Below are 14775 nucleotides of genomic sequence, written 5' to 3'. Positions count from 1 at the left end.
TCATTTATTTTTTTATACAATTGAAAAATTATGTTTTTGTTGCGACTGTCTTTGTGTCCCTCTTGGGAATGCTGTTGTACCCGTTCTAGCAATCTCTTTAATACCATAAGGCTTAATTAACTCTAGGAAAGCTTCGATTTTTTCAGATTCTCCTGTGATTTGGATGACTAAACTATCTTTGCTTACGTCAATGACAGAAGCTCTGAAAGGTTCAATTAAAGAATAAATCTCATTTCTTGAGTGCGGATTAGACTGTACCTTTATCAAAGCTAGTTCTCTAGCAACCACTGCTTGATTTGTAATATCCGTCACTTTCAGTATGTCTATCTGTTTATTGAGCTGTTTCGTAATTTGCTCACTTTGTTGGTCGGACTCTACATAAATTACACATGTGATTCTTGACATCCCCTCCTGTTCAGATAAACCCACTGAAATACTTTCGATATTATAATTACGTTTAGAAAATAAATTAGTAATTCGATTAAGTACACCAGGTTTATTTAAAACAAGGAGCGATATGATTCTCTTCATTCTTTCACACCTACCATCTCATGAATCCCTTTACCCGGAGCGATCATTGGAAAGACATTTTCGTCAGCATCGACACGGAAATCTAGCAATACAGGCTCTCTTGTGTGTAATACTTCAGCTAACACTCTCTCTGCTTCTTCTTCTGTCGTTATGGTATAACCTTTAATATCGTAAGCTTCAGCTAGCTTCACAAAATCAGGTTGAACCGGAATCTTGCTATGTGAAAAACGTGATTCATAGAAAAACTCCTGCCATTGTCTAACCATCCCTAAGGATTGATTATTGAATATTGCGATTTTTATCGGTAAGTTCATTTCTTGTATAACTGCTAATTCCTGTGTTGACATTTGAAAGCCTGCATCACCGACAATGGCAAGCACACAACTATCTGGATCAGCAATTTGAGCGCCAATACTAGAAGGTAAACCAAATCCCATCGTTCCAAGCCCACCAGATGTAACCCACCTATCCGCATGTTTAAAGCGATAGTATTGCGCAGCCCACATTTGGTGTTGACCGACATCTGTCGTTACAATCGCTTCGCCCTTCGTGTTTTCATACAAGAGCTCCATTACTCTTTGCGGCTTTAACTTTGGTGATGCTTTATCATAATGGAAAGGATGTGCAACACTCCACTGTTTTAATGTCTCCATCCATTCGCTATGAGCTGGTTCATTACATTCTTCTTGAAGAAGTGCGAGAAGCGCAGCCTTTGCGTCTGCTACAACCGGAATAACTGTCGGTACATTTTTACCAATTTCTGCAGGGTCAATATCGATATGAGCAACCTTAGCATTCGGAGCAAAGTGTTCCAAATTACCTGTTAAGCGGTCATCGAACCTTGCACCAATATTAATCAATAAGTCACATTGAGAAAGAGCCATGTTTGCTGTGTAACAGCCGTGCATGCCAGCCATGCCTATGAATAATGGATGATCACTTGGAAAGCCACCAAGACCAAGTAATGTATGGACAACTGGTATTTTTGTTTTTTCTACATACTGTAAGAGTTCGTTTGCCCCCTTCGAATGAAGAATGCCTGCCCCCGCTAAAATAACTGGTTTCTGTGCTGCTCCTATCGCATCTGAGAGCTTACGAATCTGAAGGCGATTAGGCTTTAATGTCGGTTGATAACCCGGTAACTCCATTTCTACTTCTTCGGGCCTTTCGGTAATCGTCGAAGCTATATCTTTAGGAATATCAATGAGCACTGGACCGGGTCTGCCTGTCTTTGCAATATAGAACGCTTCTTTAATGACTCTTGGAATATCCTCCAATTGGCGAATTTGAAAATTATATTTTGTAATCGGTGTGGTAATTCCTAATATATCTGCTTCTTGGAAAGCATCTGAACCAATCACACTTGTTGCTACTTGACCTGTAAAAGCTACAATTGGTAATGAGTCCATCATCGCATCAGCCAAACCTGTTACGATATTCGTTGCTCCAGGCCCGGATGTTGCAATGACGACACCAGGCTTACCTGAAATTCTTGCGTAACCTTCTGCAGCATGTATGCCGCCTTGTTCATGTCTAGGGAGAACATGAAGGAATTTCGCATCATAAATCTTATCGTAAATCGGCAAAACCGCTCCGCCAGGGTAGCCAAAGACGACTTCTACATTTTCCCTTTCTAACGCATCCATTAATAAGTCTGCGCCTGTAATCGTCTCAAGCTTTGTTTTCACTTCTTCTGTTAAGGCAGCTTCCCGCACCATCGCTCTTTAACCTCCTTAATAAAATTAAATATAAAAAAGCCTTTTCATCCCTCATTGACCAATCATTGGTCAAGGGATGAAAAGGCTTTGATCACCATTCCACGGTACCACCCTTGTTCGCGTTTTAAATCTCCACGCGCACTCAGTAACAGCATAATAACTGCTAAGCTTAGATAACGGGTTCCTTCGACCCGGAAGACTCTACTTATCATTGTTCAAGTCTCCACTCCGAGGTGAGTTCATTTTAAGACTGGTTTACCGGTTTCCAGCTTGCCCGGCTCTCTGCAAAACCTACATCAAAAAACTACTTATCCTCATCAACGCTTTTAGTTTCTCACTTTAAACCACTAAAATTTCGTTTGTAAAAATAAAAGGAAAATAACGCTGCTTCCAATTTCATTTTCGATTTATTTTATTGTGCTTTGCTTTGTTGAGGACTATCTTACGCCCATTTTTAATAGTCGTCAACACCTTTTTGGAAAATTATTTGATAATTTAGATTAGTCTGTTTTCATGTATCCGCTTACATCATTGATCTATTAACCTTTTAATTGGACAAAATTTTTTATTGATTTATTCATTCTGTGGCATGCGAGAATAGCAAGTGATGTACTTTTAGGATGGGGGTATTTGAACAGCTCATGAGCAAAAGAACGCAACTAATTGAAGGCTATTACAAGATAAATCATGTGCGTTCATTTACGATAAATACTATACAAAGAAACTACAACCTTCAGAGACCATTTCATTTTAATCCATTTTTTTAATATTTAATCACATACAAACGTGATAACTTCTACCATATGCCGACTCATCGGTACATATTCGATAAAAATCACCAGTATTTGAGTAGGTTTTTATTCACTGCATCCTATCGCTATTATTTTAAGATAGTATTTTTGTATTTGTTTTTGGGTTTTTAATTGAGGATGGAGAACAACAAAGGAAGATTACTTATGGAGAAAACTAATATGAAATCGATCTCTAGCTCAAATAAAAAAAGCGCTAATCCAAGTTTTCACCGGAATCAACGCTAGTGTTGGTAGATAAATATGTAGCTAATGGCGTCCCAGGAGAGATTCGAACTCCCGACCGACAGCTTAGAAGGCTGTTGCTCTATCCTGCTGAGCTACTGGGACTTAATATCAAGACAATATTTATTATACGCAGGATAAACTGAAGTGTCAATTAATTTTTAAATAAATTTATGATTGGAAGAGAACTGCTGTAAAAATAGCAGTTCTCTGGCTACGCAAAGGAAAAGGATTGCTGCCATTCCTCGAGCTCGACACCGTCTCTTGTCCAAATGGAAACGACCACTTTTTCCGCTGTCCAATCTACCATCATATATGTTTTTTCTTTCGGCTGCCTTGGAAGCGAGATACTATTTGGATTAAGATAAAGGATTTGATCTACCATTTCAGCCCCCAGTTGATGCGAATGACCAAAGCACACAATACGTGCAGCTACTTCTTTTGCTCTTAAGCTTAAACCTAAAAAGGACGATTTTACGCCATATAGATGACCATGTGTAATCCATACTTTGCCGTTATCCGTATCTATTAATTCTTCGTTTTTAAAGCGAGCATCGGCATCGCAATTCCCTCTCACAGCGACATATCCAGTGATTTCAGCTTGGTCACTACTTAATTCAGAGTCCCCACAATGAATCATATAGTCGACATTTTGACTGTGACGTACTTTTAGTTCTTGCAGGATGTCATCATCACCGTGGCTGTCACTAACGATGAGTAACTTCATGTTATCCTCCTCTTAAAGAATAGTTGGAAGATCTTTTTCTAATTGCTTTAATGCTTGTCCTCTATGGCTAATGGCTGCTTTTTCTTCTGATGTTAACTCTGCCATCGCCTTATTCTTTGCATTCGCCCAAAAGATGGGATCATAACCAAAGCCATTTGTTCCTTTGCGTGCATAAAGAATTTTACCTTCACATGTCCCCGAAACGGTGTATGTTTTCTTTCCAGGGATAGCTACCGCGAGTGCACAATAAAACCGAGCATCCCGCTTCTCTTCCGGTACATGCTTCATTTCTTCAAGTACTTTATCTATATTCGCTTCATCATTTTTATCTTCCCCTGCATAGCGAGCGGAAAATATTCCTGGGCGTCCTTCAAGTGCATCAATTGATAATCCGGAATCATCAGCAATCACCGGTCGATTCATTAAGCGCGAAATCTCTTCTGCTTTTAAAACGGCATTTGCTTCAAAAGTCGTACCCGTTTCTTCCACATCTGGCATATCAGGATAATCATGTAATGTTTTCACTTCATAACCGAGTGGTGCAAACATTTTTTTAAATTCCTCTGCTTTGCCTTTATTCTTTGTCGCAATAATAATCTCAGACATATAGCGTTTCCTTCCTTTTACGTTCGTCATAAAAAAATAAAGAGAAGAGGAGGCCCCTTTCCTCACTCTTCTCATTTTACTATAAAAGGATGGTGATACCAATTAATAGCTTCCTGTATTCACACTTTCAGGTCTTGAAACAGGCTCTAGCTTTTCGCCATCTTCATCAAGTAAATCACCCTCGCCATTCACTGTAACAGCAACAGATTCCACTTCTGCTTGTTCTGTAAGTGATAACGCTAAAACTTTTAATACATTTTCGTTAATGACATTTTCTTCCCCACTAGAGAAAATCGATTCATCGAAATCGAGCGTAATCGTTCCATCTTCTACTTTAGGTTCACCTAATAAAGCGACTTCACTTGGTAAGACGGCAGAAAGTTTAGATCCTAAAGAAGGGTTCCCTAACTCATCAATGATTGCCGTCACGTTATTGTCGACATTATTGGACACTCTTTTTGTTACTGGAACAAAGTATTTATCATCTTCTTCGCCACCCATGTAATAAACGGTAACTGGTTTTGTATTTGTAATATCTGTGACAACAGAGTTATCATAATTGATACCGATAGAACGACTTACTTCTTCGCCAATTGGTGTACCATTGACTGGCATTTCTTTAATCGCATTCCCATTTATACTCAATTTCATTTGTTCTATTTCATCGAATTGGGTCAATGTCCATGTGACTGATTGCAGGATTCTTGCTTCATCTTCTGGATTATACTCAGCAAATTCCTTAGAAAAATCAACATGAGCCACTTTATCTTTCACATCAACCGTCATTTTTGTATCGGCTGGTAAGACTGCACGGAAATTATTTGGTAAGAGTTCAGTTACTTTTCCATCTACCACTAAATATTCTAACGCTTGTTTAGCAACAGAGTTCGTACTTGGTAAATCTAATGTTTGTGATACAACATATCCATTATTGTCAATTAAGTATAATTCTGTTGGAATCGTTGCTGTTTCTGCCGCTTCATCAGTAGCTCCACTTTCCTCACCAGTTGTCTCTTCTGTCTCTACATTGGCATCTTCGTTATTAATGGACATTTCACTCGGTGGGTCAATTTTCTCTTTCTCCTCTCCACCAAATAATCCACAACCTGATAACAAAGCAGATGAAACTAATACAGCGGACACTGCGATGGTCGCTTTTTTATTTAAAGACATAACCTTTCCCTCCTAAGACAGTTTGTACTACATGTATACGAGCCTATTTACAAAATAGACCGCCTTTAGGAAAGAAAGTCTTCTATTCTTTTAGACAAATTTGGACAAAGCGTATTCAAACAAGACGATGTTTCGTTAAAACAGCCTTAATTTGAAAGTAATCAATTGTATCATCATTGATTTCATCTTTAATCGGTCTTAACTTTTCTACACCGACTTTATCTGCAGCTACAAGTACTTCCTCTTCTATCTGCTCATTGAAAACTTGATCCCAGTCAATCGGATGGCCCTCTGCTACCGCTCTAAAAATATGATTTTGAATCGTTATCGGTGAAAAGGAACGCTCTTTAGCAATCTCCGCAATCGTTTTACCTAATAGAAAGGCTTCATATGAATGGATATGACTTCCTGTCCCTTCAGCCGCCTTTTTATTTACTGGTGGTGTCTTCACAAAGTGTTGCTCTTTGACCTCTATGTCATTTTTTTCAGTAAAAATTTTTATCTCCTCTAGAAATGCTTCCCCATATTTACTAAACTTCATTTCACCAACACCTTTAATCGATAACATCGCTTCTTTAGTAGTAGGGAAATAAGTACACATTTCTTTTAAAGCTGTATCAGCAAAAACGACATAGGGCGGCACACCTTGTTCTTGCGCTAAATTTTTTCTTAACTCCCTTAGGATAGTAAATAACTCGCTATTTTCTTCACCAGCCGGACGTTCTTCTAGCTCTTTATCTTCAGAAATTTTCATAGATACTTGGGCTTCTCTTTTTAAAACCGGGACAGCTTCATCTGCTAATGTAACGGTCGGATATTGGCCATCTGTCATTGAAAGATAGCCTTCAGCAAGTAAATAATTAATCATATCAACAATTTGCTTTTCCGTCTTTTCTTTCATAAGCCCATATGTTGTAAGTGTATGAAAAGACAATTGCTTAATCCGCTTATTCGCGGACCCTTTTAACACTTGAGCTGTTAGCTTAACGCCAAAACGCTCTCCCATTCGCTTAATACACGAGAAAATCATCATCGCTTCATTCGTAATGTCAACAGATTGTCTTTCATCTAAACAGTTAGAACATTTATTACATGACGAGACATCTTGATTGGCAAAATAAGCGACAATATAGGATTGCAAGCAACTTTCCGTATGACAATAATTCGTCATCTGTCTTAGTTTTTCATATTCTTGCTCGCGAAGGCTTGTTGACAGCTCGCTCTTTTCTATTAAAAATTTTTGTAGGAGAATATCTTGAGGTGAGTAAAGTAAAATACATTCACTTTCTTCCCCATCTCGTCCTGCTCTTCCGGCTTCTTGATAATAAGCTTCGATGTTCCGTGGCATATTATAGTGCACCACATAACGCACATCCGGTTTATCAATCCCCATCCCAAACGCATTGGTAGCAATCATCAACGTCACTTGATCATGGACAAATTTTTCTTGAGAGTGTTTACGATTATCCTCAGAAAGACCAGCATGGTATCTTTCAACCTTATAACCTTTCTTTAGAAAATGTTCATATAATTGATCGGTTTGTTTTCTGCTAGACGTATAGATAATACCTGATTCTTCTTTTCTACTGGAAACATAGGCTTCTAAATACTTGCGCTTATCTCTTCCTTTTAACACTTGAAAAGAAAGGTTCGTTCGGGCAAAGCCTGTAACAAATATATGTTCTTTTTCTATATGCAATAAGCGACTTATATCTTCTTCTACATTTTTCGTCGCTGTCGCTGTTAATGCAGCAATTACAGGAGTTTCAGTAAGAGAGAAAATCCTGTCTACTACCGATCGATAACTCGGTCTAAAATCATGTCCCCATTGAGAAATACAATGAGCCTCATCAAAGACAATCATTGACAAATGAATCTTTTCCATAATCGTTAGAAACTCCATTGACTCCAGACGTTCCGGAGCTATGTAGACAAGCTTATATTCCCCTGCTAACAGTCGCTCTTCTGTTTCCGAATATTCCTTGTAAGAAAGGCTACTATTCATATAGGCTGCAGGAATTCCTGCTTCAAGAAGGGCATCTACTTGGTCTTTCATCAGTGAAATTAAAGGGGAGATAACGATCGTCACACCGTCATTCATAAGTGCGGGAATTTGGAAGGAGAGTGATTTACCACCGCCAGTTGGTAGAATGCCAAGTACGTTGTGGCCATGATTTAAATTGTAAATAATATCTTTTTGACCTGGTCGAAAACTTGTATAACCGAAATACTTCTGCAAATGCTCCTCTGCTGTTTGCATATCCATCCTCACCTCATTTTTTATTGATATATATTTAAAAGCATAACGCATATCGTTTCTTCCTCGCAATCTATTCATTTAAAAAACACCAAATACAACCAATGATTGTTCATTGATTATATTTGGTGCCTCCATATTATCCGAGTTGTATGCGCTCCACATCGTTTATCTCTCTATGCAACCATTTTGTTGCTATGTCTTTGAACATCGCTTCAGAACCTGTTGTGAAAAAACGGTGCTGAGGATCTTCTTCACTCGTGTTTAAAAAGCCGCGATCATAAAGAATCGTGCTTGCTTCTCGAGCGGTTTCATCTCCGGAACTAATCACGTTAACACCTTCACCCATCACTTGCTTAACAAGATTCTCCAACAGCGGGTAATGTGTACAGCCTAATATCAATGTGTCTAAACCTTTATTTGTTAATGGCCCTAACGTTTCTAGAACGATTTTTTTCGCAAATACACTCTCGTACTCCCCACTTTCTACTAGTGGGACAAATTTAGGACAAGCTAGGCTATGAACTACCGTACGATTATTGATCCCTTTTAAAGCGAGTTCATAAGCACGACTCTTCACCGTTCCCGCTGTACCAATGATGCCAATGATATGATTTTCTGTTACTTTTAACGCCGTTCTTGCTCCAGGAAAAATAACGCCAATGACCGGAATTGGTAACTCATTTTTAATATCATCTAACGCAACAGCAGTCGCAGTATTACAGGCAATAATGAGCATCTTCACTTCTTTTTCTAATAAAAACTTCGTCATTTGCCATGTGAATTCTTTTACTTCTTCTCCAGACCTCGGACCATATGGACATCGAGCTGTATCTCCTAAGTAAATAATATTTTCATTAGGTAACTGACGCATCACTTCCTTTGCAACAGTTAATCCGCCAACCCCTGAATCAATAATACCTATCGGTTGTTTCACTTTCTTCTCGCCTCAATCTCTTTTCATATCTTGATGCAATTTTCTTAGATTCTCCCTTAAATGAACGACCTCTTCACCGGAAAAATCCTTTAATACTTCTTGCAAATAATCTTGCCTTTTGTCGATCACTTCTTCTATAATTCTTTCGCCTTCCTCCAATAAGTGGATTCTTACAACGCGACGATCATTAGGATCTTTTACTCTTTTCACCAATTCACTCTTTTCCATACGATCGACTAAATCTGTCGTTGTACTAAAGGCTAAGTACATTTTATTCGATAATTCTCCAATTGTCATGTCCCCGTCCTCTAATAACCACTGTAAGGCAATAAATTGCGGGGGAGTAATGGTATAATTGCTTAAAATTTCACGGCCATGTTGCTTAATGATTCCAGAAATATATCGTAAATCCTTTTCTATATCTGCTACAACTTCATTAACATGTTCATTTCTATGTTCTCTTACGTTCATTCACTACACTCCTATATATATCATCGAAATATTCGGTTATTCCGTTACTTTTAACCCTAATTTTATTGTCACCTTTTTCGGAGGAAAATTCAAGCGAGAACTGTAAGCAAACTAAAAAAATATGTCAAGAAAAGAAAAACGAGCATTGCGCCCGCCTAGAATACTCAAACTCTATTACATTGATAACCGGCAATCCAGACGGACTGCCGGTCTAAAATTATAACTCTAGCTCTCCCATACGAAGGAGCTCTACAACAGCTTGTGAACGCCCCTTTACACCAAGCTTTTGCATGGCATTAGATATGTGGTTCCGAACTGTCTTTTCGCTTATAAATAATTCACCAGCGATTTCCCTAGTTGTTTTATCTTGTACTAGCAGCTCGAATACTTCCCTTTCTCGTTTTGTGAGTAACGGCTTGTGAGTATAATCATTCTCCTTCAAGTATTGTAACCCTCCTTGCCTTTCGCCAGCCATGAATCGCGGGGTGGGTGTGTATTAGTCATCATATCATATGTATGTTAAACAATGAGAGTGACTGAAATTCTTGAAGTAGAGAATGTTTATTTTCTAAATGTACGCCTGTCCCTATCTAAGATTGAGGTACATTTATTTTCTCATGAAAAGCAAGCTTCATTTCATCAGTCCACTGCGCACCTTTACCAGTTAATTTAGATACCTGAACAATCGTTCCTCTTCCTGTAAAGCAAATGTCACCACCCTCTCTTTTACCCATGTAATGAATATCTACCGAGGATTGTCCGATTCTGCCTGCTTTTACATAAATTAAGAGGTGCTCATCGAAGTAAACTTGCTTCATATAGTCACATTGGAGATCTGCAACGACAATAAATGTTTCGTTTTCTTCCTTCACCCAATCGTCCATAAGATTTAAACTTTTAAAATACTCAATGCGAGCCTCTTCAAAGTAAACAAATGGAACCGTATTATTCAAATGACCAAACATATCTGTTTCAGAAAAGCGCACCTTAACAGGATGAGCAAATATAAATTCTTCTTCCCATGTCACAATATTTTCTATATAATCAGTTTTTTTCACTTTTAAATCCTCCTTGAGAATGAATGAGCATTCAGTCACCTTTTTTCTTATTATAGCTTTTTTCACACAAATACAAAAGGAGAAATTCTTACATATTCTTATGTTACTTTTTCTGATTTTGTAACTATAATTGCTTAATTGAGTCATTCATGTTTAATAACTGTTTAAGGCAAACCGCGTAAAACGTGTTTTGGTGTCATTTGAAGGGATTTCCTTCTCAAATGTAAAAAGCTGATAAGATGACTCGACAAATAATTTACCAACACTTCCTTATAAAAAACGAGAAATCTCAAAGATATGGTGTTAACACTACAATAAAAAGCCCCAGCACAAACTTTTTACAAAGTGTGTGCTGGGGCTTACTTTAAATAGATTTTATCCTAAAACCCAAACCATTTTTTAATCATTTCCCAAATCCATCTTGTGAATTCTCTTACCTTGTCCTTCAAGTGATCAATGATTTCTTGTTTACACTCAGACCAGCTAGTATCGGGGCCAGGAATACATGCGCTCGGCTCTTCAGGGTTTTCTGGTTCACCTGGCTCTTCTGGATCCGTTGATTTCACTTCTGCAATAATTCTTCCTTCAACTTCCGGAGCTACTGGATTATTGTTTTCCAAATAGGTGGAAAACACATCATAATCCACTTCAAATAGTTCAGTAATTCTGCCCTCATCCTTGGCTTTTTTGAGCATATCATATCCATCTCCACCATCGGCCGTGAAAGCGTTGGTCGCAACCGTATAGGTTTCGTCTTCATTGATTGCTATATATTCACCGTCTACTTTCACTTCAACGCCATGGACACGTTCACCCACTGGCTGTGCTTGGTCAAATTTAAAGCGAAGACCTGCCACTTGCATAAATTGGCCAGCACCTTCTTCAATATTTGCTACACTATGTTCTAATGCTTGTTTTATTTCTTCTCCTGTTAAATCAAGGGTTACTAACATATTACCGAAGGGCAACACAGTAAGAACATCGCCAAGCGTAATTTCACCTTGAGCAATAGATGCACGAATACCGCCACCATTCTGCATCGCAATTTGTGTTGGCACAGATTCATTAGCTTTAGAGAGCATACCATCTGCAATCAAGTTTCCTAAATTGGTCTCTTTCGTACGAACATCAGTACGTTCACCATTCAAGGCAACTTCACTGTACCCGACTACTTCTTGTTTTAATTCCTCCAACGGTTCACTTAACTCATCAAGTTTATTACGCGCCCATTCATCTTCTTCATAAACATATTCACCGTTCTCATCTTGACTAACGAGATCAAGTAACTCACCATCCCACTCTGACAGTACGCCTTCATCATCGAAAACAATGTCTAAAGAGCCTAAATATTTATGATATTCATTGGCTTGAACGATTAAAGTTGGTTCTCCATCTTCATTTTTTACAACTGGCTCTTCTAATGTCGTATGAGAATGTCCTCCAACAATCACATCGATACCTTGAACAGCTTCAGTTAATTCCAGATCTGGCGTATAACCTAAATGTGAAAGTGCAATAATTTTATTAATTCCTTCTTCTTCAAGCGCTGCTACTGTATTGCTGGCCATTTCAACTGCATCTTCAAAAACAATGGCTTCATCTGGGTTCGCCAAAAATGAAGTGTCCTCTGTTGTTAAGCCAAATAATGCTACTTTTTCGCCATCTACTTCTTTAATAATGGCAGGATAGATCTTACCGTTTTCTCCAGGATATCCAAACTCATTTACTTTTAATTCACTTAAAATCTCATCATTCTCAACATTCACATTTGCACTAACAAATGGAAAATCCGCATTGGATACAAAGTCAGCCAACACTTGCGAATCTTTGTCAAATTCATGATTTCCAAATGTCATAGCATCATAACCTAGGCGATTCATAAATTGTAAGTCCGCTTGTCCTAGGTACATATTGAAAAATAATGTACCTGAGAATACATCCCCAGCATCAACTAATAGTGTATTTTCTTTTTCATTTCTTAGTTGATTCACTGCAGTAAATAACCTTGGTACATTTTCTAAATGAGCATGGGTATCATTTGTATGAAGGATACTCATTGAGAATGGCCCGTCATTTTCCTCTTCAACTGCGAGGTCTAACTCAACTAATAACGGATCATGATCACTAGCTCTACCATGCTCCTCCATGTATAGAGAATTGATATTTAAAATATCTACTTTGGCAGCTTCTGCTAAATGATTCGATACTAAAATATGATCAAGTACTTGCATATTTCCTTGGTAATTATACGTATACTGTTCGTTTTCCGGTAAAGTATCAACCATATTCGTTAACTCTTCACCTTTTAATGTTTCTAATGTGGGAGTGAATTGAAAATCATTCATATCCCCTAATACAATAACATTCGCATCTGGGTTTTTAGAATCTATATCTTTCACGAACCCATTTACAGCTTCTGCTAACTGTATTCTTTGTGCTTCACTCACTAATTCTGGAGGTTGATTCTTCCCAAATAGTGGTTCATCACCTGACTTAGAATTAAAGTGATTAGCAACGACAATCACATCTTCTCCATTAAATTCAAACTGTGCAGCTAGCGATTTTCTTGTATCTTGGAAAATTTCATTCGTCGGATCGATGCGACCTGGGTTCAATGTTAATTGACCTTCTTCATACGTAACTGCGTCGTTAGCCCCGCCTTTTGGTGCCTCTTTTAATGTAACTCTCTCTGGATTATAGAGATATCCTACTCGGATATTCCCACCCGGTTGACCGCCATCTTGCTTGTCTTCTGGTGCAATATCTGCCCAGTCATACGTCGGACCACCGTTTGCGGCAATGGCTGCAATTAATTTCTCATAACTAGCTTTTGCCGTTGTTATACCATCATCAGTCGGGCCATTATCATCTTGTACCTCTACAAGACCAATAATATCCGGTGAATTTAACTCATTGACCATTGACTGCGCTATTCTATTTGTCTTTTCTTGGCTTGTACCTTCATAATAATTTTCAATATTATAAGAGGCAACTGTTAATTTTCCTTCATCCTTACCAAGTTCTGTCGTTACTTCTTCTTTTTCCGATTCAATAAGATCTGGTAAAGAATCCATATCCACTAATACTTTAAAGTTGCTATAACCATAACTAATTACACCAGTGACTGTACCATCAAAACGATCACCCGTTTTAGCTACATAATTATCCTCTTCTAATAAAAGATGCAGTCTTTCTGGATTTGCATTATCTTCCGTTAATAAAACTCCGCCTTGATCCGTATAGAGTTTATCCTCTTCCTGATTCGCAATGACAGGTATTTCACCATATTTTTGAGGTGCAACAACTTGAGGATTCTCCACTGCGACGCGCATACCTTCTAGACTCTCATAAAAATCGATACCATCTTCCTCAGGGTCAAAAGATTGCAATTCATCATTATCAATAATATCATGAGGTATAGGAAGATCTTTGCCTAAAACAATTGCTTCTGGCAGGTCATTTCCTGATGATTCAATGCTTAACTTCCCATTTTGGGCATTGATTTCCGTCATGGCTAAATCTGTTTCTAACTTTTCACTATATCCGTCAAGAACCCATTCTTTCACAAGCCCATCCACTGTAACCTTATCTCCAACTTTCACTTGATGCGTAGGCTTGTACACGAGAATCCCTTCTGATGTATGGGGATTATCATCGGGTGTATCATCTTGCATATAAAAATTACTGTTATCTACTACTTTTGTTACGATACCTTGTACGGCTGTTACGTTTTGATTTACATAAGGAGACTCATGCCCCGCTCCTTGTATATCACGAATGTGCAGACCTTCAATACCATCAGATGGCTCTTCCTCTTCACCATCATCAGGGTTTCCATCAGCAAATGTAAATGCAGTTGGATTTTTCAAGCCAGGTACGGTAAAATATGCTTCAAGATTGCCTGTTATTTGTACTTTTTCACCTATAATATCAGGGTTAGTCTGTAAGCCAAATGTCGCACGAAAGCTGCTAGACACTTGAACAGGTAAAATTTTTGACGAATCTTGTTCATTCGCATCATCAGCTATCGCAATATTATAGTCATTACTGAAAGGTGGATTAAAATTGTAATTATTCGTCGAAACTGTATGACCTACTATGTAACCTTCTACTGTTGCATTTCCTTCGTTATTTTCAATCGCTTCATTCACCGTCAATACATCTTCTTGTGCTGCTTGTCCCGCTAGAGGGCTGAAGCTAGAAAATATTAACATAAAAATCATCAATAAGGCCAACCATCGATTTCTAGCTAATTTCATTCTG

11 protein-coding genes, 1 tRNA gene and 1 other annotated feature are annotated in these 14775 nt (G+C 38.2%); all 12 genes read right to left on the bottom strand.

What is annotated here, in order from left to right; all coding sequences use genetic code 11:
* Positions 1–12: 12 nt before the first annotated feature.
* The 12 genes from ilvN to LCM23_RS04065 all read right to left on the bottom strand — a co-directional run bounded on the left by ilvN (position 13) and on the right by LCM23_RS04065 (position 14771).
* Positions 13–531: an acetolactate synthase small subunit gene (gene ilvN, locus LCM23_RS04120; RefSeq protein ID WP_095372360.1), complete on the bottom strand. Its 519-nt coding sequence runs from the start codon at positions 529–531 to the stop codon at positions 13–15.
* Positions 528–2249, bottom strand: coding sequence for an acetolactate synthase large subunit (gene ilvB / locus LCM23_RS04115; protein WP_224935814.1), 1722 nt, complete (start codon positions 2247–2249; stop codon positions 528–530). The genes ilvN and ilvB overlap by 4 nt, the downstream gene beginning before the upstream one ends.
* A gap of 69 nt (positions 2250–2318) precedes the next feature.
* Positions 2319–2579, bottom strand: a binding site (T-box leader).
* Between the two features lie 732 nt (positions 2580–3311).
* Positions 3312–3388, bottom strand: a tRNA-Arg gene (locus LCM23_RS04110).
* Positions 3389–3497: 109 nt separating this feature from the next.
* Positions 3498–4010 carry a metallophosphoesterase gene (locus tag LCM23_RS04105; RefSeq protein WP_224935813.1) on the bottom strand — a complete coding sequence of 171 codons (513 nt, stop codon included), beginning with the start codon at positions 4008–4010 and terminating at the stop codon, positions 3498–3500.
* A 12-nt stretch (positions 4011–4022) separates the two neighbouring features.
* A complete protein-coding gene (locus LCM23_RS04100) occupies positions 4023–4616 on the bottom strand; it encodes an XTP/dITP diphosphatase (RefSeq protein WP_224935812.1) in 594 nt (197 codons plus the stop codon).
* Positions 4617–4718: 102 nt separating this feature from the next.
* Complete coding sequence (locus LCM23_RS04095; protein WP_224935811.1) at positions 4719–5789, bottom strand: GerMN domain-containing protein; 1071 nt, start codon at positions 5787–5789, stop codon at positions 4719–4721.
* Positions 5790–5904: 115 nt separating this feature from the next.
* Complete coding sequence (gene recQ, locus LCM23_RS04090) at positions 5905–8127, bottom strand: DNA helicase RecQ (protein WP_318247525.1); 2223 nt, start codon at positions 8125–8127, stop codon at positions 5905–5907.
* A gap of 58 nt (positions 8128–8185) precedes the next feature.
* Positions 8186–8983, bottom strand: a complete 798-nt coding sequence (gene racE / locus LCM23_RS04085) for a glutamate racemase (RefSeq protein WP_095372355.1) — start codon at positions 8981–8983, stop codon at positions 8186–8188.
* Positions 8984–8995: 12 nt separating this feature from the next.
* The gene (locus LCM23_RS04080; protein WP_095372354.1) at positions 8996–9454 is read right to left on the bottom strand and encodes a MarR family winged helix-turn-helix transcriptional regulator; all 459 of its coding nucleotides are present in this window, start codon (positions 9452–9454) and stop codon (positions 8996–8998) included.
* Positions 9455–9671: 217 nt separating this feature from the next.
* Positions 9672–9929, bottom strand: a complete 258-nt coding sequence (locus tag LCM23_RS04075; RefSeq protein ID WP_370873250.1) for a helix-turn-helix domain-containing protein — start codon at positions 9927–9929, stop codon at positions 9672–9674.
* Between the two features lie 115 nt (positions 9930–10044).
* Positions 10045–10512, bottom strand: coding sequence for an acyl-CoA thioesterase (locus tag LCM23_RS04070; protein WP_224935810.1), 468 nt, complete (start codon positions 10510–10512; stop codon positions 10045–10047).
* A gap of 380 nt (positions 10513–10892) precedes the next feature.
* Positions 10893–14771 (bottom strand): 5'-nucleotidase C-terminal domain-containing protein, encoded by a 3879-nt coding sequence (locus LCM23_RS04065; protein ID WP_224935809.1) that lies wholly within the window; start codon positions 14769–14771, stop codon positions 10893–10895.
* Positions 14772–14775 lie beyond the last annotated feature (4 nt).

It is taken from the genome of Cytobacillus kochii, from assembly GCF_020171845.1.
GTDB classification, from domain to species: domain Bacteria; phylum Bacillota; class Bacilli; order Bacillales; family Cytobacillaceae; genus Cytobacillus; species Cytobacillus kochii.
The sequence above is the reverse complement of the archived record's forward strand: the minus strand, read 5'-3'. Positions and strand labels throughout refer to the sequence as shown.

What these genes read in the sequence shown, in the direction of transcription:
- ilvN (WP_095372360.1), bottom strand. Translation starts at nt 531, where the DNA reads ATGAAGAGAATCATATCGCTCCTTGTTTTAAATAAACCTGGTGTACTT.
- ilvB (WP_224935814.1), bottom strand. Translation starts at nt 2,249, where the DNA reads ATGGTGCGGGAAGCTGCCTTAACAGAAGAAGTGAAAACAAAGCTTGAG.
- LCM23_RS04105 (WP_224935813.1), bottom strand. Translation starts at nt 4,010, where the DNA reads ATGAAGTTACTCATCGTTAGTGACAGCCACGGTGATGATGACATCCTG.
- LCM23_RS04100 (WP_224935812.1), bottom strand. Translation starts at nt 4,616, where the DNA reads ATGTCTGAGATTATTATTGCGACAAAGAATAAAGGCAAAGCAGAGGAA.
- LCM23_RS04095 (WP_224935811.1), bottom strand. Translation starts at nt 5,789, where the DNA reads ATGTCTTTAAATAAAAAAGCGACCATCGCAGTGTCCGCTGTATTAGTT.
- recQ (WP_318247525.1), bottom strand. Translation starts at nt 8,127, where the DNA reads ATGAATAGATTGCGAGGAAGAAACGATATGCGTTATGCTTTTAAATAT.
- LCM23_RS04080 (WP_095372354.1), bottom strand. Translation starts at nt 9,454, where the DNA reads ATGAACGTAAGAGAACATAGAAATGAACATGTTAATGAAGTTGTAGCA.
- LCM23_RS04075 (WP_370873250.1), bottom strand. Translation starts at nt 9,929, where the DNA reads ATGGCTGGCGAAAGGCAAGGAGGGTTACAATACTTGAAGGAGAATGAT.
- LCM23_RS04065 (WP_224935809.1), bottom strand. Translation starts at nt 14,771, where the DNA reads ATGAAATTAGCTAGAAATCGATGGTTGGCCTTATTGATGATTTTTATG.